We start from the raw sequence: 22,225 nt of genomic DNA on the forward strand, positions 1-22,225 counted from the left end.
GGGTGACACGACCCATCCGCCCGGCCCGCACGGCAATCAGGACGCAGGCGTACCGAGCGCCTTCGCCACCGCCCGCAATACCGCAACGCGCTGCGCATCGGCTGCCTCGGCCCGCAGTTCGAGGAACTCGGCCAGCAACTGTAGCTGCCGGACCACCGAGTCCATCTGCCGCCGCGAGGCCGCGAGCATGCCCGCCGACTCCTGGTAGGCACGCGCGAGCACCCTGGCGGCATCGTCGGCGTCCGCTGGCACACCGTCGATCAGCCAGCGCGTGACCGCGCAGTCGGCCACCATGATGCCGTCGAAGAAGCCGAAGCGGCGCTCGAAGCGCTTGCGCGCCACCGCCTGGCACTGCTCCAGCATGGCCAGGTCCACCGCTTCGCCCAGCATCCAGTCGAGCTGCAGCCGGTTGATGCGGGTGTACGGGTCCCAGTCGGCCTGTGCCGGATCCCCCTCGCCCAGCGCGTAGGCGTCGCGCGCGGCGCGCAGCGCGTCACGCACCGCCGCCCATGCCTTGCGCTGCGCGCTCGCCTGCCCCTTCGCAGCCCTTGCGCCCGGCGCCGGCGTGTCCTCGCCCGCCGCCGCGATGTCCTCGCCGGGCGGCTGGGCGCCTCGCAGCAGGATCACGGCGCGGCGTTTGCACGCGCTGCCGAGGATGGCCTGGCGCTCGGCGCTCGGCCGCAGCCCGCTTGCAGGCGCAGGCTGGGCCGCAGGCGCGACACGTGGCACCGGCTCGGGACCGGTGATCATGATCAGCGCGCGCATACGCGCGATCGCGTCATCAACCAGCCCGCGTGCGCGCTCGAGATCCTCGGCCGCACCCGACTGGCTGAGCTGTTCGGCCAACCGGGCCTCGATGTTGGCCAGTTGCTCGATGGCCGCGATCGGCACCACGCCCTTGGACGAGTCCTCGGCAATCGCGCGCAACAAGGGCTCGCGCGCCGCCTCGAAGCCGCCGACGTCGCCATACGCGGCATACAGCCGGCCCAGCGCCTGCTGCACGTCGGGCCGCGCCGCCCACGCCGCCGGCAGCCGGCCCAGCCTGCGCTGGACCCGCTTCTGCACGCTGCGAAAGGCCGCCGCGGTGCTGTCGCCGTCGAGCCGGTGGCCATCGAGCCAGAGCTGGTCAAGCCAATCGAGCAGCTCCTCCGGCGCGAGCAGCAGCCCGTCCTCACGCTCGGCACCGTCGTTGATCCGGAGCTGGAAAGCCGGATCGCCATAGGCCTGGTAGGCGCCCCAGGTGTTGCAGTCGGGATGGCGGCGGTGGGCTTCGCAGCGGGCGGCATGAATGGCATCGCCGAAACGCGCGCCCTCGACCGCCATGGCCTTGAAGAAGTGCTCGGAGAAGGTCAGCGCCGCATCGTCGCGCACCTCCCAGCCGGCCGCCACCACGCAGCGCACGCCCATGTCGATGAGCTCGCGCGCCAGACTGGCGGCCAGCCGCTGGCCGCCGTGCTCGGTGCCGACCTTGCCGAGATGGCAGCAGCTCAGGAAGACGAGGTCGGGAACGGTCTCCATCAGGCCGATCTCGGCCGCCGACAGCAGCAGCCCGTCTGACAGCACCACGCCGCTGCGGTAACTGCCGTCGGCCGCGCGGCGGCCATGGATGCCGTGCGCGGCGATCACCAGCACCCGGCAGGGGCGGGCGAACAGGCGTGCATAGACGTCGCCGGCGCGGGCGTCGGGCGGCGCATGGCTGACCGTGTAGCCCGCCCCCTCGAGCACGCGCAGCACGGCTTCGCCCTCGCGCGCCGCGCCACCGAGGCTGGGCAGGCGGTCGGGACGGGGGCTGCCGTCGGCATCAGGGCGGGGCTTCCAGCCCGGCCCGCCGAACTCGGCGTAATAGCCCTCGGTGCTCGGGTTGGCGATCACGCAGGCGGTCATCGCATCGGTGCGCACCACATCGCGCCGGTAGTTGCGGGTCATGAACTGCCGGACCACCCGGGTGCGGATCACGAGCGGCTTGCCATCGTCCTCCAGCATCTCCCAGGGCAGGTTGGCGGTGCTCTCGTCCACCACCAGGATCAGGTTGTTGGCCTTGCGTGCCGCGGCCTTGAAGTCGACCGGGACCAGGAGCTGGAACAGGGTGTGGCCGAAACTGCCTTCGCCGCCCCGATAGCGGGTCGACGCCGGGCCGGTGAGCGCCTCGTCGGCGAGGCGCTCGATGAGGCCGGGCTGGCGGGTCTGGACCACGACCTCGGCGCGCGCCTTCTCGCCCATGAAGGTGAAGCGGAAACGCTGGGCATGGCGGATCACCGGCGCGAAGGCCTCGCCCGCCGCCAGCGGGCTGGCGCCGTCGGCCCCGTCCTTGCAGCCATACAGGCTCAGCCAGCGGCGCAAGAGCTCGGGTGGCATCGGGTTGCGCAGGCGCGGCAGCCAGCATTCCGCGCTGCAGTCGCTGTCGTCGCGATCGGCATCGCTAACCGACAGCCGCGGCCAGTAGTCACCGAAGGGGCTCACGCTCAGGCGCTGGCGCACGCCCTCGCCGTGCTGCAGCGGATCGCTGACATCGAGCCGGGCGCCCAGGCGCTCGAGCTCGGCGGCAAGCAGGGTGTCGAGCGCGCTCACCGCATAGGCGGCGGAGATGGCGGCATCACGATAGAGCTCGATCAGCTCCAGCTCGACGATGCGGCCGACCGGCCCCTTGCGCGCCTTCGCCCCTTCCGCGTAATCGCGGTTGGCGAGCAGCACGCCGCGCACCACCGCCTTCACCGCCTCGGCGATGTCCAGGCTGGACGCCGAGTTCGTGCCCACCAGCAGGCTTGCCAGGCGCAGCGGCAGCTGGCCTTCGGGACGCCGCCCGCGCCCGTCGCAGTGGTCCTCGCCGTAGCGGTCGGAGGCGTGCAGCAGATAGCGCAGGGCGCCGGCACGCACCGCCTCGGTGACGCCGTCGGCGCCGAGCTTGCCCATCTCGCCCAGGCCCGCCACCACCGCGCCGCGGCCGGTGCCGCGCACGCGCTCCTCGGCGGTGCGCGGCATCAGCACCACGGTGGCGTCGCCCAGGTCGCCGGAATGGATCCCCAGGCGCTGGCGCTGGCTCAGCGCGCCGTCGACCAGCCAGCGATCGATGACCGCCTCGGCACCGGCGATCGGGTCGCCACGATAGTGGCCGCACAGCACCGGCACCTGCACGAAGCGCAGGTTCATCGCCTTCACGCCCACGCGCAGCACCGCGCGCCGACGCTGCGGCAGGGCCGGGATGCGACCGCCGAGTGCACGACTGACCAGCTCGGTCTCGGTCGGCCAGGCCGGCGGCGGACCGGCGCGGTAGGCGCGCAGCGGCTCGCGCGCCTCGTCGCTGCGGCTGACCGGCAGGCGCCCCAGCCGGCGCGGCGTACCCTGGACGAGCAGGGCATCGATGTCGGCAAAGTGCTCGGTGGTGCTGGTCAGCCCCATGTGGTCGGCAGGCATGAACCAGCAGCGCTCATCGGGCAGGCCGGCCAGGCGGCCGGAGGCCCAGGTCACCGAGCCGTCGCCATGGGGCGTGCCGCGCATGCGCACGAAGGGCCGGCTGCCTTCGTCGAGCAGGAGCAGCCCGCAGGGGGTGTTGTCGGCCTTGCCGAAGACGTAGGCGATGCGCTCGGGCGCGTGCGCCACCCAGCGCGTGTCGGCGATCGTCTTCCAGAACCCGCGCGCCAGGTCGAGCAGGGCCTGGCTCGGCTTGCCGGCGAGCTTGCGCCCGAACCAGAAGTCGTTGTTGATCGCCGCCAGTTCGCTCCAGGTCTGGGCGCGGTAGTAGTCCTTGGCGGCCGGGCCGCCGGTGTCGACGAAATCGGGCGCCGGCAGCAGGTGCGCTGCGCCCGGGAAACCGGCGACGATGTCGAGCACCGCCTGCATGCCCTGGCGCAGGTCGAGGCGGGCGAGCATGCGGATGGTGTCGGACTGGCCGAGCAGGGTCTCGACGAACAGGTGCGAACCCTGGTTCGGCGTCCCCAGCATCAGCAGGCGCACGCCCGCGCCGGGGCGCGCGGCGATCTGCGGCCACAGCTCGGGGTCGGCGGCGAAGGCGGCGCGCACCACCAGCCCGCCCATGCTGTGGGCGAGGATGCGCACCGGCTGGTCGGGATGCTTCTTGAGCGCCTCGCGCAGGCGGACCGCAAGCGCCTTGCCGAGCTCGGCGATCGGCTGGCGCCAGTCGTAGTCGTGGCAGATCACGCGATGGCCGGACTCGAGGTAGGCGGCCAGCCGGCCGTAGGCCATGCCGACCAGACCCGCAGGCTGCACCGTCTTGCTGCTGTCGATCGCGATGCGCACCAGACGTCCACGGGCGAGCTCGATCGGGTCGAGCCAGATGCGGCGGCTGTCGGCGCTGAGGTGCGAACCCATGATGCCGGGCAGGAACACCAGCACCGGCATCGTATTGTCGACGGGCTCCGCTTCACCGCGGCTGGCGCGGGTGGCGATGGCAGGCTCGGCCACCGGCAGCGTGAGCGGCGCCCAGGGCGCGAGCGCCGGATTGCGCGGCTCCGCCCCATCCGCATCGGGTGCGAGCCAGGCGGCCAGCGCCGCCGGCAGCGGCACGCCGTCGCGGCGCACGTCGTCGCGGAAATAGCGGAAGTGATTGACCTCCGCCCCCTGCACGAAGATCACCCGATGCGCAGGCAGCAGCGCAGCCGCGGCCGCATCGCCCGCGTCAGCGGCGGCGTCGCTGCTGGCGGCGCGCGCCACCAGCCCGCCGTACATCGAGTCGGTATCGACCACCAGGTCGTTGCGCGCGCGGTCGAACAGCGCCCAATCAACGAACATCACGCCGATCCGCTGCAGCACGCCGCCGCCCTCGATGTCGCCGGCGATCACGCCCACCCTGACCTGCGGTGCGATGCGCGCACGGCCGAGCAGCATGCCCATCGGCGCCTCGGGCAGCATGGCCTCGATGCCGGGCACCAGCTGCGGCTGCAGGCGCTTGTCGGCGATCTCCAGCACGATGCGGGCGAGGAACTGCAGGCCGCGGTCGGCCGCTTCCTTCGCCTTCAACGCCGCGGCCGGTGCCAGCGCGCCGACGGCAGCCCCCACGCTCCAGGCCCCGGCCCGACGTACCAGGTTGAGCAGGCCGGACAGGAAGACGTCGAGGTTGTCCGACAGCAGCGCGGTGCCGCGGGCCGGCGCGGCGACGCGCACATAGCGCTCGACGACGATGCCGCGCGCCACCAGTTGGGCGGCCAGGCGGCCGAGCTTGTCGCGCTCGCCGGCGGCGAAGGCCTCGGCCTCCGCGTCGGCATCGCCATCTTCCGTCAGGGGGCTCGCGCTGCGGTAGTCCTCGATCAGCGCGGCCAACTCGCCGTCGGCACCGTCCAGGCACAGCAGGTCGCCGACCAGGCCGCCGCGCGAATGCGTCACCAAGTTGATCCTGCAGCCTGCGGGCAAGGTCTCGACCAGGGCGAGCGCGTTGTCGATCGGGCTTTGCGAGAAGGTGCGATGCTCGTAGCCGAAGATGCGCTCAGCGAAGCGCTCCTTCAGCGCCGACCAGGCCGCGCTGCCCGGCAGATCGCCGAAACCGCCCAAGGTATGCGAGCCGGTGCCGTGGATGAAGATCAGCAGCGGCCCTGTCTCGGCAGCGTCGCTGAGCCTTCTGTCGCCAGCCTGCAGGCGGTCCTCCTTGCGCAGCGCGCCGCCATCCCAGGGATAGAGCCCGGGCTCGCCGGCGAGGCGCTCCTCGATCATCGCCATCAGCGCCGTCGCGCCCTTGCGCGAGGCCCAGGCCACCGCCCAGTCCTCGACCTTGCCGCCCAGCCACTCGCGCGCCTTGTCCTTGGCATCCTTGCTGATGCCGTCCTCGGGCAGGCTGAGCCGGCTCACCCGCCGCCAGATCCACCCCAGCGCCCCACGGGTGCTGTCCTCGGCGTCACGAAAACCGGCGAAATCGACCGCGCCTTGCGCATCCACCAGCTCGGGGCGGGTGCGCGCAAGCTGCTCGGCGAGGGCGTCGGCACGGATGAAGATCGTGGTGCCGTCCTCCGCTTCGAGCGCCAGCAGGCCCGCGCCTTCGTCCAGGGTGCCGGTGACCGGGGCCTCGTCGCTGCGGCTGGCCGCGGCGAGCTCCATGACGCTGGTGACCTTGAGGCCGGGCACCAGGTCGACCGCGTCGCCGCCGTCGGCCCGGCTGCCGGGCAGGCGCAGCAGGGCGGGCGCGGTGGCCGCCGCGGTGCTCGCCGGTTCGGCCGGGAGCGGCAGCTTGAGCAGGGTTCTGGGGCCCGCAGGGGCCTTGCGTTTTGCCATGTCAGTGGTCCGGGGATGAGCGCAGCGTTGGAGGGGGAATCAGGGATGACGCCAGAAGGCATGGGCGCGGAAGCGCGCGTTCAGCCACCAGGCGCTGGCAGCCGCGGCGCGCAGCACGTTGCGCGTGCCGGCCTGGGATTCGACCGGATGCAGCGCCTGGCCGCCGGCGTTGCGCCTGGCGCGCGCGCCGTCCTGTTCGGGCACGACGACGGTGATGTGTCCGGGGCGGTTGAGCTCGGTGCGCTGGCCGACGATGACGCACACCTCGCCGGCGTTGGCCGCGGCCTGCAGCGTCGTCAGGTCCACCTCGGGGACCCAGCCGAAGGCCGATCCGTGGTCCTCGAGCCAGTCGAACAGGCTGTTGGCATTGAGCTCGCGCACCGTCTGCCCATAGGCGACCGGTACCGTCTCGCCCGCGTGGAGGCGGCGCAGGGCCGGGTCGGTCCACCACACCCGCGGCAGATAGACGCCGCACAGATAGGCGAAGTCGGTCGCGTAGATGTTGCAGTAGGTGTTGCCGCCACCCGGCCGGTAACGCCGGTGGGCGGGATTGGCGACGTCGAGGTAATCGACGATCGCGCTCACCGCGGCGGCCAGTGCCTCGGCCGTGCGCCCGCTGCGTGACGGCCGTCCCGCCTCGCCCAGCGGGTAGGCGCGGCCGCCGTCGCGCGCGCGGGTGATGTCACTGCGGTTCTGCTGCAGGTGTGCCGGCGGCACCGCCGGTGCCGCCGGCGCGGCCGTGAGCAGCACCGGCGCCGCCGCGCGCGCACGACTGCGCGGCAGCGGCTCGAGGTAGCGCTCGGCGGCGAAGCCCTCGCGCAGCGCGCCATTCACCCGCGCGCGCAGGCGCACCCAGCCTGCCTCCGGCGCGGCGCCGAGGACCTCGATCGGGCTACCCTGGTTGAGCGTCGCCATGCGGGTGTTGTCCGCCACACGCGGCGCGCTGCGCAGATTCAGACTCAGCGGCAGGACACGGTGTGTCGGCTTCAGCGCCGGCCCCGACGGCAGCTCGGCCGCCGTGCGCCCGGCAAGCTCGGCGAGCGCACGCTTGGCCTTCTCGAGCAGCTCGCGACGATGGGCAAAGCCATTGAGGCCACCGTTGATGCGGCGGGTGATGGTGTTCAGGTCGTCGAGGTCGGCCAGCGCGTTGAGCGCGCTCTTGTCCCAGAAATACACCGCCGACTGCGCCGCATAGCGTGTGGCGACGAGCTCGGGCTGGGCGACGACGTCGTCGCCGATCCACGCCGAGAAGGCACGGTAATTGGCCTTGCCGGTGAGCTGGATCAGGCCACGGCCGCGGTAACGGTAGCCGTCCCCGCTCGACTCCGGCCCGTTGCCCATGCGCCCGCCATAGACGCGGCTGCCGATGCGTTCGGGCTGGTTGGCATAGGCCGCGGCCTCGGCCGCGGTAGGGAAGTAGCGCGGAAACACCGCCTGCAGCCGCTCGGCCGAATAACGCATGTTCTCGACCGTGGTCCTCAGCGAGCCGGACTCGTGCATCACCTGGGCCAGGAAGTGCGCGATGCGCAGGACGGAGTCGATACCATGCGCCGCCATCGCCGTATTGAGCGGGTCCAGGTAGGCATCGGCGTTCGCCGCCGTCGCCCCCATGCGGGTGAGTACTTCGCGCGAGATCGACATGGCTCCCCTCCCCAGGCTGTGCAGTCCTTGCACTTAAGCCCATGGAATGCGGCTTTTCAAGCACGGCAGGGCGCAACAGCGGGCTGGGCCGGGGCGAGGCGGCATAATGGCGCCGACCCGATCGTTGATGGAGCTGCAGGACATGCAAATCGGCCCTCCCGCCAGGCATTGCGCGGTCCGTCCCGCAAACGCAGCGCGGCACCCGGCACGTACTGCCCTTGCCACGGCGCTGCTCGCGCTGAGTGCCGCGTGCACGGCCGAGACGCCGCCAGCCGCGGCGACCGGCGCCGCCGCCACACGCGCCGCGGCAGCGAGCGCGCTCGACATCGTGTGCACCGAGCTGCACGACAGCGATCGCACGCGGCTCGTGCTGGAGGTGGGGCGCGCACACACGGCGACACGGCCGGACGTCGTCCGCTTCGAGATCGTCACGCCCGAGTTCCTGTGGCCGGCGCCCGGCCAGCCCGAGACGCCTCGCTTTCCCGCCGAGTTCAGCGATGCTTCGCCCAACCTCGCAGCCGCCCTGCGCTTTGGCGCGGCCCACGATAGCGACGATGCGCTGCGCCTGCTCGACTTTCACGCCCGCGAACCGGATGCGGTAGCGCTGGAGGGCCTGCGCGGCTCGCTCGCGCTGCACGAGAGCTGGCAGAACCGGCGCGCGCTGGCCTCGCTGTTCTACGCCGCCACCGGCAACCTGGTGCAGCTTGTCGCGCTCGACTGCCGCCGCTTCGGCGGCGACTGAGAGGCGGACTCAGGCCCGCCAGGTGGCGCGCCCGCCATGCTTGGCGCGATACATCGCGGCGTCGGCGCGGGCGATCAGGGCCGCCGGGCTGTCGCCGTCCTGCGGAAAATAGGCCACGCCGACGCTGGCGGAAATGTCCACTGCCTGGCCCTCGATGTCGAAGGGCTCGGACAGGCGCTCGACGATCTTCTGCGCCGCCTGCTCGGCAATCTCCCTGCCCTTGACCGCCGGCATCAGCACGACGAATTCGTCGCCGCCGAGGCGGGCGACCGTATCCTCGCTGCGAAACAGCTGCTCGAGCCGGCGGGCGACCTGGACCAGCAGGCGGTCGCCAAACGCATGCCCGAAGCGGTCATTGACCGGCTTGAACAGGTCGAGGTCGATGAACAGCACGACGACCTGGGCGTCGTGCCGACGCGCATGCAGCATCATGCGCTGCAGGCGATCGAGCAGCAGGGCGCGATTGGGCAGACCGGTGACGAGGTCGAAGTTGGCGCGCTGCCAGACCTCGGCCGAGGCGAGGCGGCGCATCGCCTGGCCATAGCGCCCGAGCGCAACCACCAGCGCCGCGATGACGAGCAGGAACACGCCACTGAGCAGGGCGCCACGCACGATCGCCCACTCGCGCGCCTGTCGCACCGGCGCCAGCACGTCCTCCAGCGCCAGCCCCGAGATCGTGATCAGGCCCGACGGCAGCCGGCTCCAGCCGTAGATGCGGGTCACGCCGTCGGCGTGGCTTGCGCTCAGGTAGTCGCCTTCGGGCACATCGTGCTCAAGCACGAAGGGGCGCTGCAGGCGCAGCTGCTTGCCGTAGTAGTCCGTCCCATGCAGGGTGCGCAGCAGCAGTTGCCCCTCGCGGCCGATCAGCGACAGCGTGTCCCGTGGTCCCGAACCGAGACGCATCAGTTGCGTTGTCCAGCTATCGACCGACAAGGCCATCGACACCACCCCTTCGAACGCGCCCTCGCGCCGGATCGCCCGCGCCACCTGGATGCTCCAGCGCTGGGTGAGGCGGCCGAGCACCGGCTCGCTGATGACGAGAATGTCGTCGTTTGCCGCGGCCAGACGCAGGAAGTAATCGCGGTCGCCGAGGTAGTTGCGCGGCGCTGGTCCCAGCGAGGAGTAGCTCAGGTAGCCCTCGCGATCGATGATGAAGACCTGCAGCACGAAGTCGGTGGAAACGCCCCGCAGCGCGAGTTGGGCATGGCGCTCGATGGCCGCCGGTCCGTCGGCCACCACCGCCCGCACCGACCTGAGAGCGAAATCGAAACCGTTGAGTGTGGCCTGGACCAGTTCGCCGACCGCGCGCGCTCGAATCCGCGCCTCCTCGCGTGCGTGCTCCACCGCCGCCGCCTCGGCTTCCTTCGCGCTGCGCAGCATGTCGCCCCAGCCGAAAGCGAGCGCGAGCAGGCTCACGAGCACGATCGCGAGGCGAATGGCATTCAGCGGCCACTGAATGGCCGGAGGCTGCACGACAGGTCGTGACACCGGAAGCTCCGCTTGGCGTTGTTCGGGCCCACGGGAAGCCCGCTGACTGCCGGGCGAGGATCGCTTCAGATGCTACACCGCCACCGAGCGGGCCAGCGTGTCATGCGTCTCACCGCGCACGAGCACGGCGAGGGCCGTGGAAGCGTCATGGGCCGGGCGGCGGAAGCAGGAACAGGAGCAGCGACAAGGTCAGCACGGAAAGCAGGGTCGACAGGAACACTGCAGAGGCGATGGTGGACTGGCACACGTTATGGCGCTGGGCGAACAGGTAGGGCGTGATGCCCGCCGGCAGCGCCGCCAGCAGCACGCCGGTCATCACCCACAGCGGCGGCACGTCGAACACCTGGGTGGCGAGCAGCCACACGAGCAGGGGATGAACGACCGTCTTGAGCGCCACCAGCAGGGCCGGTTCGCGCAGGTTGCCGCCCAGGCTGTAGCGCGTCAGCGATGCGCCGAGCGCGAACAGCGCACACGGCGTCGCCGCGCTGCCCAGGCCCTTGGCCACGGCGTCGAGCGGGCCGGGAATCTCGATGCCGATGAGGGCGAACGCCAGGCCGCAGGACAGCCCCCAGATGATCGGCGTGGCCAGCACGCTCTTCAGCAGCTTCAGCAGCATCGTGCCAAGCGCTTCCTTGCCCCCTTGCGCCGCCTCGATCAGGGCGGTGGTCGGCGGCAGCATCAGCAGGCTGTGGCAGGCGATCATGACGAACAGCGGCAGTGCCGCGGACGAACCGTAGGCCGTCATCACCAGCGGAATGCCCAGCATCCCGGTATTGGAGAAGGCCCCGCCAAGGCCGAGCACCGCCTGCTCGTGGAGGCGACGCCCGAACAGGATGCGTCCGCCCACCATCGCCAGCGCATAGACGGCGAAGGCGCCGATGTAATACGACAGCAGATAGCCCCACGGCATCGCGTCGGGCAGCTCGGCCTGCGCGATGGCGCGAAACAACATCAGCGGCAGCGCGAAGTTGAACACGAACAGCGACAGCCCGCGATTGGCCGCCTCGTCGAACACGCCGGAGCGCGCTGCGGCGTAGCCGAGGCCGAGCGTGCCGAAAACCGGCAGGATGATGCCGAAGATGATGTCCACGAGGTCCTCTTGGCTGACTTGGGCGGCGCCCGGCAGCGCCAACTCAGGGGATGCGCCGCCGCCCTTCAGGCGGCGGGCACACGCTCGGCTTCTTCCTGCACACGCACCAGGCGCTCGCGGCTGTTGGAAAGGTGGGTGCGCATCGCCGCCCGCGCCGCCTCGGGGTCCTGGCGGCGGATCGCGTTGTAGATGTCCTCATGTTCGCGATTGACGCGGTAGAGGTACTGCGCGAAATCGTCCCCCGCCAGCTTCGCGGTATTGACCCGCGCACGCGGAATGATCGCCTCGCCGAGGTGCTGCATGAAATCGGCGAAATGGGCATTGCCGGTCGCGACCGCGATCGACAGGTGGAAGCGGATGTCTGCCGCCACGCAGGCACGCTGGTCGCTGACCGCGGCCTGGAAGGCGTCGAGGGCAGCGCGCATTTCGTCCAGGTGGGCCTCGCTTCGACGCAGCGCGGCGAGCGAGGCGGCTTCGGTCTCGAGCGCGATGCGCAGCTCGAGGATGGCGATGATGTCGCGCACCGTGCTCAGCGTTCCGGGATCGATGCGCAGCGTGCCCTGCGCACGAGCCGCCTGCGCGAGCACGAAGGAACCGATGCCGTGCCGGGTCTCGACCACGCCACCGGCCTGCAGGCGCGAGATCGCCTCGCGCACAACGGTACGGCTGACCCCGTGCTCGCGCACGATCTCGGACTCAGTGGGCAGCTTGTCGCCCGGCTTGAGCTCACCCGCCTGGATGCGGCGGTTGAACTCGGCCACGAGTTCATGGGCGAGGCCGCGGGCACGCCGTCGCGGGGGCACGGCTGCGGCAAGGCGGGATTCGGAATTCATGTCGCTCACTTGATACGCCATCGTCGGTAAAGAGGGGAAGCGGCCCATGGCTGCCATTGCAGGGCGATGCCCACGATGCTGCAATTGTATGTTGTCTGACCTCTAAAGCCAATCACCCACGGCTTCAACCTATCCAACTCATCAGACATCGGTTAGGAGCGACGACCTATTCCGTCCAGTCATCACATCTCAAGCTTGCACCCTTTGATCCGCTTATTGCGCTGCATGATTCGTTATTTGCATGTTTTTACGTGTTTTTTCGCCTCTACACTGGGTATTTGTTGTTGCATTGAAATAAATAAAATCTCTTCATCCATCAGGAAATATCTTGCATGGCGCCAGATCCAATTATAGGATGTCGTACATCTTAAGCCGCTGCACTCAGCCTCAGGAGCTCGCCCGATGACCTCTCCCCAGTCCACCACCTCTGCCCCGGTCGTCACCGCCATGCGCGTCGTGCCGGTCGCCGGCCAGGACAGCATGCTGCTGAACCTGAGCGGCGCGCACGGCCCGTACTTCACCCGCAACATCGTCATCCTGCAGGACAGCGCCGGCAACACCGGCCTGGGCGAAGTGCCCGGCGGCGAGAAGATCCGCCAGACGCTGGAGGATGCGCGCAGCCTGATCATCGGCCAGCCGACCGGCAACTGGAACGCCATCCTCAACGCCATGCGCCAGCGCTTCGCCGACCGCGACGCCGGTGGCCGCGGCCTGCAGACCTTCGACCTGCGCGTGACCATCCACGCCGTCACCGCGGTCGAGGCCGCGCTGCTCGACCTGCTCGGCCAACACCTCGGCGTGCCGGTCGCCGCGCTGCTCGGCGAAGGCCAGCAGCGCACCGAAGTCGAGATGCTCGGCTACCTGTTCTTCGTCGCCGACCGCAACAAGACCGACCTCGGCTACCGCAGCGAGCTCGACGCCGACGACGCCTGGTTCCGCGTGCGCAACGAGGCCGCGATGACGCCCGAGGGCGTGGTGCGCCTGGCCGAGGCCGCGCATGCGCGCTACGGCTTCAACGACTTCAAGCTCAAGGGCGGCGTGCTGCGCGGCGAGGAAGAAGTCGAAGCCATCCGCGCCCTGCATGAACGCTTTCCGCAGGCGCGCGTCACGCTCGACCCCAACGGTGGCTGGCTGCTGAAGGACGCGGTGCGTCTGCTGCGCGACCTGCACGGCGTGCTCGCCTATGCCGAAGACCCCTGCGGCGCCGAGGGCGGCTTCTCCGGCCGCGAGGTCATGGCCGAGTTCCGCCGCGCCACCGGCCTGCCGACCGCCACCAACATGGTCGCCACCGACTGGCGCCAGATGGGGCATTCGATCCAGCTCCAGTCGGTGGACATCCCGCTCGCCGACCCGCACTTCTGGACGCTCGCCGGCTCGGTGCGCGTCGCCCAGATCTGCCACGAATGGGGCCTGACCTGGGGTTCGCACTCGAACAACCACTTCGACATCTCGCTGGCGATGTTCACCCACTGCGCCGCCGCCGCCCCAGGCCGCATCACCGCCATCGACACCCACTGGATCTGGCAGGAAGGCACTGAACGCCTGACGCGCGCGCCGCTGCAGATCGTCGACGGCAAGGTCGCCGTGCCGCAGAAGGGCGGCCTCGGCATCGAGCTCGACGAGGACCAGCTCGAGAAGGCCCACCGCTGCTACCTGGAAAACGGCCTCGGCGCCCGCGACGACGCGGTCGCCATGCAGTACCTGATCCCGGGATGGACCTTCGACAACAAGCGGCCGTGCATGGTGCGCTGACCCGCACCCCCCGACCCCACCTCATTTCACGATCACGGAGAACTCACATGAAACTCGGATTCATCGGCCTCGGCATCATGGGCGCCCCGATGGCAGGCCACCTGCTGGCTGCCGGTCACGAACTCTTCGCGCAATCATTCGGCGGCGTGCCGGCGCAACTGCAGGAGCAGGGCGCCAAGGTGTGCGCGAATGCCCGCGAGGTCGCGCAGCAGGCCGACATCGTCTTCATCATGGTGCCCGATACCCCGCACGTGGCCGACGTGCTGTTCGGCGCCAACGGCGCGGCCGAAGGCCTGTCCGCCGGCAAGACCGTGGTCGACATGAGCTCGATCTCGCCGATCGCCACCAAGGACTTCGCCCAGCGCATCAACGCCCTGGGCTGCGACTACCTCGACGCCCCGGTGTCCGGCGGCGAGGTCGGCGCCAAGGCCGCCAGCCTGACCATCATGGTCGGCGGCAGCGAGGCCACCTTCGACAAGGTGAAGCCGCTGTTCGAGCTGATGGGCAAGAACATCACCCTGGTCGGCGGCAACGGTGACGGCCAAACCTGCAAGGTCGCCAACCAGATCATCGTCGCGCTCAACATCGAGGCCGTCGGCGAGGCGCTGCTGTTCGCCTCCAAGGCCGGCGCCGACCCCGCCAAGGTGCGCCAGGCGCTGATGGGCGGCTTCGCCGCCTCGCGCATCCTCGAGGTGCACGGCGAGCGCATGATCAAGCGCACCTTCGAGCCGGGCTTTCGCATCGAGCTGCACCAGAAGGACCTCAACCTGGCGCTCGAAGGCGCGCGTGCGCTCGGCCTGTCGCTGCCGCACACCGCCAGCGCGCTGCAGCTGATGAACAGCTGCGCGGCCCACGGTGGCGCCGCCTGGGACCACTCCGGCCTGGTGCAGGCGCTGGAGATCGCCGCCAAGCACAAGATCGCCGGCAACTGAGGCCGACCGTTCTCCCACGGCGGGCGCCGTGGCCGACGCATGTCGCCGCAGTGCCCGCCACCTTTCATCCCACGCATCGGAACCGACCATGGACCTGCCCATCAACCGTTTCAAGCACGCCATCCAGTCCGGCCAGAGGCAGATCGGCCTGTGGTCGCACCTGTGCAGCAACATCAGCACCGAGATCCTCGCCCACTGCGGCTATGACTGGCTGCTGCTCGACATGGAGCACTCGCCCAACGAGGTCGGCACCATCCTGTCGCAGCTGCAGGCGATGAACGGCGGCACCGCCACCGCGATCATCCGCCCGTACTGGAACGACATGGTGCTGTTCAAGCGCCTGCTCGACATCGGCGTGCAGACCCTGCTCGTGCCCTACGTGCAGACGGCCGAAGAGGCGCGCAACGCGGTCGCCTTCACCCGCTACCCGCCGCAGGGCGTGCGCGGCTTCGCCGGCGCCCCGCGCGCCTCCAACTACGGCCGCATCAAGGACTACGCCCACCGCTGCCAGGACGAGATCTGCGTGCTGGTGCAGGTCGAGACCGTCGAGGGCCTGAACAACCTCGAGGCGATCGCCAATGTTGACGGCATCGACGGCGTCTTCATCGGCCCGGGCGACCTCTCCGCCGCGCTCGGCCACCTCGGCAATCCCAAGCACCCCGAGGTGCTGGCCGCGATCGAGGACGCGATCCGCCGCATCCAGGCCTGCGGCAAGGCCGCCGGCATCCTGACCGGCGACGAGACGCTGGCGAAGCGCTACCTCGAGCTCGGCTGCCTGTTCGTCGCCGTCGGCGCCGACCAGAACGTGCTGCGCGACGGCGCGCAGGCACTGGCGGCACGCATCAAGGGCTGACCCCGCCTGGGCCACCCGGCAATTCCGGATCAGGAGCGCTCCATCCATGACTGAAACCACGCACACCGCCAGCCCCATCGTCACCGAGATGCAGGTCATCCCGGTGGCGGGCCACGACGGCATGCTGCTCAACCTGTGCGGCGCCCACGCCCCTTACTTCACCCGCAACATCGTCGTGCTGCGCGACAACGCCGGCCGCACCGGTGTCGGCGAAGTGCCGGGCGGCGAGGGCATCCTGCGCACGCTCGAGCGTAGCCGCGAGCTGGTCGTCGGCACCCCGGTCGGCCGCTACAACCGCACGCTGAACACGATCCGCCAGGCGATCGCCGGTGGCGGCGACGGCATGCCGCAAAGCACCGTCCATCAGGTCACCTCGGAGGCCGAAGCCCGCGTGATGAAGCAGCCGCACGAGATCAACCTGCGCCTGGACAACGTGCTCACCGCGGTCGAAGCTGCGCTGCTCGACCTGCTCGGCCAGCATCTGGGCGTGCCGGTGGCAGAACTGCTCGGCAGCGGCCAGCAGCGCGCGCACACGCCGATGCTCGCCTACCTGTTCTACATCGGCGACCGCAGCCGCACCGACCTGCCCTACCTGTCCGGCGACGAAGCGGGCCAGCCGCGCGGCCACGACTGGTACCGCACCCGCCATCTCGAGGCCGTGAGCCCCGAGACCATCGCCCGCCAGGCCGCTTCGGCCGCCGACCGCTACGGCTTCCGCGACTTCAAGTTGAAGGGCGGCGTCATGCACGGCAGCGAGGAGATGGCAGCGGTGGCCGCAATCAAGGCGCGTTTTCCGGAGGCCCGCGTGACCCTCGACCCCAACGGCGCGTGGTCGCTGGCCGAGGCGATCGCGCTGTGCAAGGGCCAGGGCCACATCCTGGCCTACGCCGAAGACCCCTGCGGGCCCGAGAACGGCTTCTCCGGACGCGAGGTGATGGCCGAGTTCCGCCGCGCCACCGGCATTCCCACCGCCACCAACATGGTGGCCACCGACTGGCGCCAGATGGGGCATTCGGTGCGCCTGGACGCGGTCGACATCCCGCTCGCCGATCCGCACTTCTGGACCATGCAGGGCTCGGTGCGGCTGGCGCAACTGTGCGAGGCCTGGGGCCTGACCTGGGGTTCGCATTCCAACAACCACTTCGACATCTCGCTGGCGATGTTCACCCACTGCGCCGCCGCCGCCCCGGGTCGCATCACCGCCATCGACACCCACTGGATCTGGCAGGAAGGCACCGAACGCCTGACCCGCGAGCCGCTGCAGATCATCGGTGGCGAGGTCGCCGTGCCGGATCGCCCCGGCCTGGGCATCGAGCCCGACATGGCGCGCATCCTGCAGGCCCACGCGCTCTACAAGAAGGTCGGCAGTGGCGCCCGGGACGATGCCATGGCCATGCAGTACCTCGTGCCCGGCTGGCAGTACGACCCCAAGCAGCCCAGTCTCGGCCGCAGTCGCGACTGACCGATAACCGCCTCACCCGAAGCACATCCGAGAAGGAGATAGAGACCATGTTCAACAAGATGCTCACCAAGACCCTCGTCACCGCCATCGTCGCCGCCACCGCCGGCACCACCTTCGCCGCCGACGCCACCAACTGGCCGAGCCGCCCGGTGCAGGTCGTCGTGCCGGCCAACGCCGGCGGCGACACCGACTTCAACGCCCGCACGATGGCCAAGTACTTTACCCAGATCACCGGCAAGTCGATGGTCATCACCAACATGGCCGGCGGCGGCGGCACCATCGCCGTTTCGCAGGTCCAGGGCGCGCGGCCAGACGGCAACACCATCCTCTTCGCCCACACCGGCCAGCTCGTCGTGAACGAGGTCTCGGGCCTGACCGAGGACAGCTTCGACGTGCTCGACATCGCCTGCATCGCCGCGGTCGACAAGGGCGCCGTGTTCGTCAGCAGCAAGGCCTCGGGCATCAAGGACGTCAAGGACCTGGTCGACAAGGCCAAGGCTGCGCCTGGAACCGTCGTGTATGGCACCGAGATGGGTGGCTTCTCCCACCTGCAAGGCCTGATGTTTGAGAAGCTCGCCGACGTCAAGCTCAAATTCGTCGACTCGGGGACCGCCGCGGAGAAGGTCACCTCGCTGCTGGGCGGCCGTGCCGACCTCGGCGCGATCAGCTTCGGCGTCGTGCAGGACTACGTCACCAAGGGCGACATGGTCGCGATCGCCCAGCCCAATGCCGAGCGCAACCCGCTGCTCGGCGACATCCAGACCTTCCGCGAGCAAGGCATTGACATGGTCATGGACAAGCCCTACGTGATCGCCTTCCCGAAGGGCACCGACCCCGCCATCGTCGCCAAGATGGCCGCGATCATGAAGGACATCACCGAGAAGCCCGAGTACGCGCAGGATCTGGAAAAGGCCTACAAGCAGCCAGTGAGCTACTACGGCACGGGCGAAGCCATCGACCTTCTGAAGCAGACCCGCGAGAACTACATGCAGTACAAGGACGTGCTGCGCCAGGGCGGCAAGTAAGCGGGCCACCATGGACCGCCGCTCGTGGCGGCGGTCCCTTTCGCTGACGTTCTCCACCCCAAGGATCGACCATGGATGGCGCCAAGAAAAGGGAAGTCGTGATCGGTGCGGCGATGCTCGTCATCGGCCTCGCTTACCTCTACCTGACCACAAACCTGCCGCGCAAGGCCTTCATCGACGCGGCTTTCGTACCCTACCTGCTGGCCGCCGCCCTGTGCCTGCTGGGCGCGTTGCAGCTGCTTGCCGCCTGGCGGCAGGCGCCGACGGACGCCAAGACGGTGGCAACGGGCGCCGGGCCCGATTACCTGACAGTGGGCAAGACCCTCGGCCTGATCGTCGGCTACATCGCCATCCTCGAATGGGTGGGCTTTCCGCTCGCGACCGTGGCCTACCTCTATCTCCAGTTCCTCGTGCTGACCCCGCTCGAGCAACGGGTCTCGCATGGGCGCTACCTGTTGATCGCCGTGTGCGCAGCAACATTGATCTTCGTGGTGTTCCGCCACGGCTTCGACCTGCTGCTGCCGGCCGGACTGCTCGACTTCATCGAATAAGGAGGGACAAACCATGTTCGAACTCCTGCTGAGCGGCTTCGGCGCCGTCTTCTCGCTCAACATCCTGGTCCTCGTCACGCTCGGCGTGGCGGTCGGCATCATCTTCGGCGCCGTGCCCGGCCTCACCGCGGTGATGGCGATCGCCCTGTGCTTGCCGCTCACCTTCACGATGGGACCGGCCGCAGGCTTGTCGCTGCTGGTCGCGCTGTACATCGGCGCTACCTCGGGCGGCCTGATCGCCGCCATCCTGCTCAAGATCCCCGGCACGCCGTCCTCGATCGCCACCACCTTCGACGGCGGACCGATGATGGACAAGGGCGAGGGCATCAAGGCGCTAGGGGTCGGCGTGGTGTTCTCCTTCTTCGGCACGATCTTCAGCATCGCCGCGCTGATCTTCATCGCCCCCTGGCTGGCCAAGGTGGCGCTGAGCTTCGGCCCGCACGAATACTTCGGCATCGCGATCTTCTCGCTGACGCTGATCGCCACACTGTCGAGCGGCTCGATGGTGAAGGGCCTGTTCGCCGGCGCGATCGGCTTCGCCATCTCCACCGTCGGCATTGCACCGGTCGATGCGATCCGCCGCTTCACCTTCGGCCTGCCCAACCTGAACAGCGGCTTCGATCTGCTGGTGGTGCTGGTCGGCGTGTTCGCGATCGCCGAGATCATCAAGGTCGCCGAGGCGGTTCGCCGCGAGCACAAGACCGCGGTCGGTCAGGTCAGCATGCGCAGCATCAGGGGCTTCGGCTTCTCGCTGAAGGAGTTCTTCGAGCAGATCCCGAACGCCTTCCGCTCGGCGAGCATCGGCCTGGGCATCGGCATCCTGCCCGGTGTCGGCGCCGGGACCTCGAACATCGTCGCCTACATCGCGGCGAAGAAGCGCTCGAAGCACCCCGAACGCTTCGGCAAGGGCTGCATCGACGGCATCGTCGCGCCCGAAACGGCGAACAACGCCGGCATCGGCGGTGCGATGATCCCGCTGCTGACGCTGGGCATTCCCGGTGACGCAGTCACCGCGATCCTGCTCGGCGGCTTCATGATCCACGGCATCCAGCCCGGTCCGATGCTGTTCGTCAGCCAGGGCGAGCTGGTCTATACGATCTTCGCCGCGCTGATTCTGGCCTCGGTGCTGATGCTGATCCTGGAGTTCTACGGCCTGCGCCTCTTCGTCAAGCTGCTCGCCGTGCCCAAGCACATCCTGCTGCCGATCATCATGGTGTTGTGCGTAGTGGGCGCCTTCGGCCTCTCCAGCCGAATCTTCGATGTGTGGGCCATCGTCGTCTTCGGCCTGCTCGGCTACGGCTTCGTCAAGGGTGGCATCCCAGCGGCGCCCTTCATCATCGGCTTCATCCTCGGACCGATGGCCGAGACCAACTTTCGTCGCGGCCTGATGCTGTCGGACGGCAATTTCATGGGCTTCCTGAGCTCGCCGATCTCGGGCAGCTTCCTCGGTCTGGCGATCGCCGTGATCGTGTGGCACCTGTGGGTGGCGTTCCGCGGCCAGCGCAGCAAGGCCGCCGAGATCCTGCGCACCTGAATCCGCTACTCACCATGTTCGATGAGACTGCAATGATGACGCATCCACACAGCGCTCCGGTCCCGCTTCACATCCGCATGCACCCGGCGGACAACGTCGCCATCATCGCCAACGACGGCGGCTTGCCGGCCGGCAGCTCGTTTCCCGACGGCCTGAGGCTGCGCGAACACGTGCCCCAGGGCCACAAGGTGGCGCTCGTCGACATCCCCGCCGGCAGCGCAGTGCGCCGCTACGACGTCGCCATCGGCTATGCGCTGCAGGGCATCGCGGCCGGAAGCTGGGTGCACGAGCGCCTGCTGAAGATGCCGGCAGCGCGCGAGCTCGACGGCTTGCCGATCGCAACCCGGAAGCCCGCGCCGCTGCCGCCGCTCGAGGGCTACACCTTCGAGGGTTACCGCAATCCGGACGGCTCGGTGGGCACACGCAACATCCTCGCCATCACCACCACCGTGCAGTGCGTGGCAGGCGTGGTCGAGTTCGCCGTCAAGCGCATCAAGGCCGAGTTGCTGCCGAAGTATCCAAACGTCGACGACGTCGTCGGGCTGGAGCACGGCTACGGCTGTGGTGTCGCAATCGACGCGCCGGATGCGGTGGTGCCGATTCGCACCCTGCGCAACATCAGCCTCAACCCCAACTTCGGCGGCGAGGTGATGGTCGTCAGCCTGGGCTGCGAGAAGCTGCAACCCGAACGCCTGCTGCCGCCGGGCAGCATCCCGATCGTCGACGAGCGCAACGTCGCCGACGTCGGTGTCAGCGCCGAACCGGCGCTCGACGTGATCTGCCTGCAGGACGAGCGTCACGTCGGCTTCATGTCGATGATCGACTCGATCATGATCACCGCCGAGGAACACCTGGAGCGGCTCGATGCCCGCCGACGCGTGACCGTGCCGGCCTCGGAGCTGGTGGTCGGCGTGCAGTGCGGCGGCAGCGACGCCTTCTCCGGTGTCACCGCCAACCCCGCGGTGGGCTTTGCCACCGACCTGCTGGTGCGCGCCGGCGCCACCGTGATGTTCTCGGAAGTGACCGAGGTCCGCGACGGCATCGACCAGCTCACCGCGCGTGCGGTCAATGCCGAAGTGGCCGAGGCGATGATCCGCGAGATGGCCTGGTACGACGCCTACCTGAACCGCGGCCGCGTCGACCGCAGCGCCAACACCACGCCCGGCAACAAGAAGGGCGGGCTGTCGAACATCGTCGAGAAGGCGATGGGCTCGATCATCAAGTCCGGTACGGCGCCGATTTCGGGCGTGCTGGCGCCGGGCGAGAAGCTCGCCCAGAAGGGCCTGATCTACGCCGCCACCCCGGCCAGCGACTTCATCTGCGGCACGCTGCAGCTCGCCGCCGGCATGAACCTGCACGTGTTCACCACCGGCCGTGGCACCCCTTACGGCCTGGCCGAATGCCCGGTGATCAAGGTCGCCACCCGCAGCGAGCTGGCGCGGCGCTGGCACGACCTGATGGATGTGAACGCCGGCCGCATCGCCACCGGCGAGGCGACGATCGAGGACGTCGGCTGGGAGCTGTTCCAGCTCATGCTCGAGGTCGCCAGCGGACGCAGGAAGACCTGGGCCGAGCAGTGGAAGCTGGCTAATGCGCTGGTGCTGTTCAATCCGGCACCGGTGACCTGAACCCTTCGCACGGCGACCGTCCGGCGCGCGAACGTCAGCCCTTCCCCACCCACTCAAGGACACCCCGCATGACCCGCCAGACCAAGATCGTCGCCACCCTCGGCCCCGCTTCCTCCGACCCGCAGATCCTCGCCCGCATGGTGCAGGCCGGCGTCGATGTGGTGCGCATGAACTTCTCCCACGGCAAGGCCGAAGACCACGTCGCCCGCGCCGAGGCGATCCGCCATGCCGCGGCCGCAGGCAGCCGCCCGGTCGGCATCCTCGCCGACCTGCAGGGGCCCAAGATCCGCGTCGGCAAGTTCGCCGACGGACGCATCACGCTCGAGCGCGATGCGCCCTTCATCCTTGACGCCCGCTGCGAACTCGGCAACGTGGAACGCGTGGGCCTCGACTACAAGGACCTGCCCAGGGACGTGAAGGCGGGCGACGTGCTGCTGCTCGACGACGGCCGCTTGAAGCTGACCGTGCAGCGCGTGCT

Annotated in this window: 15 protein-coding genes; 10 read left to right on the forward strand and 5 right to left on the reverse strand. The window is 69.4% G+C overall.

Annotated elements, in window-relative coordinates; translation table 11 throughout:
* Positions 1-36: 36 nt before the first annotated feature.
* Together ACMV5O_RS11720 and ACMV5O_RS11725 are read right to left on the reverse strand one after the other, a co-directional pair.
* On the reverse strand, positions 37-6,216 hold the full coding sequence (locus ACMV5O_RS11720; RefSeq protein WP_416163643.1) for a CHAT domain-containing protein: 6,180 nt from the start codon (positions 6,214-6,216) through the stop codon (positions 37-39).
* Between the two features lie 39 nt (positions 6,217-6,255).
* Complete coding sequence (locus ACMV5O_RS11725) at positions 6,256-7,857, reverse strand: glycoside hydrolase family 19 protein (protein WP_416163644.1); 1,602 nt, start codon at positions 7,855-7,857, stop codon at positions 6,256-6,258.
* 142 nt (positions 7,858-7,999) lie between these two features.
* Between ACMV5O_RS11725 and ACMV5O_RS11730 the strand changes: the two genes are divergently transcribed.
* Entirely contained in the window at positions 8,000-8,599 is a 600-nt protein-coding gene (locus ACMV5O_RS11730; RefSeq protein ID WP_416163645.1) for a hypothetical protein, read from the forward strand.
* A 9-nt stretch (positions 8,600-8,608) separates the two neighbouring features.
* On the opposite strand, the gene ACMV5O_RS11735 is transcribed toward ACMV5O_RS11730, so the two are convergent.
* From ACMV5O_RS11735 to ACMV5O_RS11745, 3 genes are all read right to left on the reverse strand, one after another.
* Positions 8,609-10,087, reverse strand: a complete 1,479-nt coding sequence (locus ACMV5O_RS11735) for a diguanylate cyclase domain-containing protein (RefSeq protein WP_416163646.1) — start codon at positions 10,085-10,087, stop codon at positions 8,609-8,611.
* A gap of 145 nt (positions 10,088-10,232) precedes the next feature.
* Entirely contained in the window at positions 10,233-11,177 is a 945-nt protein-coding gene (locus ACMV5O_RS11740) for an AEC family transporter (RefSeq protein WP_416163647.1), read from the reverse strand.
* 65 nt (positions 11,178-11,242) lie between these two features.
* Entirely contained in the window at positions 11,243-12,010 is a 768-nt protein-coding gene (locus ACMV5O_RS11745; protein ID WP_416163648.1) for a FadR/GntR family transcriptional regulator, read from the reverse strand.
* Positions 12,011-12,412: 402 nt separating this feature from the next.
* Here ACMV5O_RS11745 and gudD point away from each other — a divergent pair, with 402 nt between their 5' ends.
* The 9 genes from gudD to ACMV5O_RS11790 all read left to right on the forward strand — a co-directional run.
* The gene (gene gudD / locus ACMV5O_RS11750) at positions 12,413-13,762 is read left to right on the forward strand and encodes a glucarate dehydratase (RefSeq protein ID WP_416163649.1); all 1,350 of its coding nucleotides are present in this window, start codon (positions 12,413-12,415) and stop codon (positions 13,760-13,762) included.
* A gap of 47 nt (positions 13,763-13,809) precedes the next feature.
* Positions 13,810-14,694: a 2-hydroxy-3-oxopropionate reductase gene (gene glxR / locus ACMV5O_RS11755; RefSeq protein WP_416163650.1), complete on the forward strand. Its 885-nt coding sequence runs from the start codon at positions 13,810-13,812 to the stop codon at positions 14,692-14,694.
* Positions 14,695-14,782: 88 nt separating this feature from the next.
* Complete coding sequence (locus ACMV5O_RS11760; RefSeq protein WP_416163651.1) at positions 14,783-15,547, forward strand: HpcH/HpaI aldolase family protein; 765 nt, start codon at positions 14,783-14,785, stop codon at positions 15,545-15,547.
* 46 nt (positions 15,548-15,593) lie between these two features.
* Positions 15,594-17,009, forward strand: a complete 1,416-nt coding sequence (locus tag ACMV5O_RS11765) for an enolase C-terminal domain-like protein (protein ID WP_416163652.1) — start codon at positions 15,594-15,596, stop codon at positions 17,007-17,009.
* A 47-nt stretch (positions 17,010-17,056) separates the two neighbouring features.
* Complete coding sequence (locus ACMV5O_RS11770; protein WP_416163653.1) at positions 17,057-18,034, forward strand: tripartite tricarboxylate transporter substrate binding protein; 978 nt, start codon at positions 17,057-17,059, stop codon at positions 18,032-18,034.
* Positions 18,035-18,105: 71 nt separating this feature from the next.
* Complete coding sequence (locus ACMV5O_RS11775; protein WP_416163654.1) at positions 18,106-18,585, forward strand: tripartite tricarboxylate transporter TctB family protein; 480 nt, start codon at positions 18,106-18,108, stop codon at positions 18,583-18,585.
* 13 nt (positions 18,586-18,598) lie between these two features.
* Complete coding sequence (locus ACMV5O_RS11780; protein WP_416163655.1) at positions 18,599-20,119, forward strand: tripartite tricarboxylate transporter permease; 1,521 nt, start codon at positions 18,599-18,601, stop codon at positions 20,117-20,119.
* Positions 20,120-20,151: 32 nt separating this feature from the next.
* Positions 20,152-21,747, forward strand: coding sequence for a galactarate dehydratase (garD, locus tag ACMV5O_RS11785; protein ID WP_416163656.1), 1,596 nt, complete (start codon positions 20,152-20,154; stop codon positions 21,745-21,747).
* 68 nt (positions 21,748-21,815) lie between these two features.
* Positions 21,816-22,225: pyruvate kinase (locus ACMV5O_RS11790; RefSeq protein WP_416163657.1), on the forward strand; the 410-nt coding region annotated here is incomplete at its 3' end.

The organism is Thauera sp. WH-1 (genome assembly GCF_047806685.1).
In the GTDB taxonomy this organism is placed as follows: Bacteria; Pseudomonadota; Gammaproteobacteria; order Burkholderiales; family Rhodocyclaceae; genus Thauera.

What these genes read in the sequence shown, in the direction of transcription:
- ACMV5O_RS11720 (WP_416163643.1), bottom strand. Translation starts at nt 6,216, where the DNA reads ATGGCAAAACGCAAGGCCCCTGCGGGCCCCAGAACCCTGCTCAAGCTG.
- ACMV5O_RS11725 (WP_416163644.1), bottom strand. Translation starts at nt 7,857, where the DNA reads ATGTCGATCTCGCGCGAAGTACTCACCCGCATGGGGGCGACGGCGGCG.
- ACMV5O_RS11730 (WP_416163645.1), top strand. Translation starts at nt 8,000, where the DNA reads ATGCAAATCGGCCCTCCCGCCAGGCATTGCGCGGTCCGTCCCGCAAAC.
- ACMV5O_RS11745 (WP_416163648.1), bottom strand. Translation starts at nt 12,010, where the DNA reads ATGAATTCCGAATCCCGCCTTGCCGCAGCCGTGCCCCCGCGACGGCGT.
- gudD (WP_416163649.1), top strand. Translation starts at nt 12,413, where the DNA reads ATGACCTCTCCCCAGTCCACCACCTCTGCCCCGGTCGTCACCGCCATG.
- glxR (WP_416163650.1), top strand. Translation starts at nt 13,810, where the DNA reads ATGAAACTCGGATTCATCGGCCTCGGCATCATGGGCGCCCCGATGGCA.
- ACMV5O_RS11760 (WP_416163651.1), top strand. Translation starts at nt 14,783, where the DNA reads ATGGACCTGCCCATCAACCGTTTCAAGCACGCCATCCAGTCCGGCCAG.
- ACMV5O_RS11765 (WP_416163652.1), top strand. Translation starts at nt 15,594, where the DNA reads ATGACTGAAACCACGCACACCGCCAGCCCCATCGTCACCGAGATGCAG.
- ACMV5O_RS11770 (WP_416163653.1), top strand. Translation starts at nt 17,057, where the DNA reads ATGTTCAACAAGATGCTCACCAAGACCCTCGTCACCGCCATCGTCGCC.
- ACMV5O_RS11775 (WP_416163654.1), top strand. Translation starts at nt 18,106, where the DNA reads ATGGATGGCGCCAAGAAAAGGGAAGTCGTGATCGGTGCGGCGATGCTC.
- ACMV5O_RS11780 (WP_416163655.1), top strand. Translation starts at nt 18,599, where the DNA reads ATGTTCGAACTCCTGCTGAGCGGCTTCGGCGCCGTCTTCTCGCTCAAC.
- garD (WP_416163656.1), top strand. Translation starts at nt 20,152, where the DNA reads ATGATGACGCATCCACACAGCGCTCCGGTCCCGCTTCACATCCGCATG.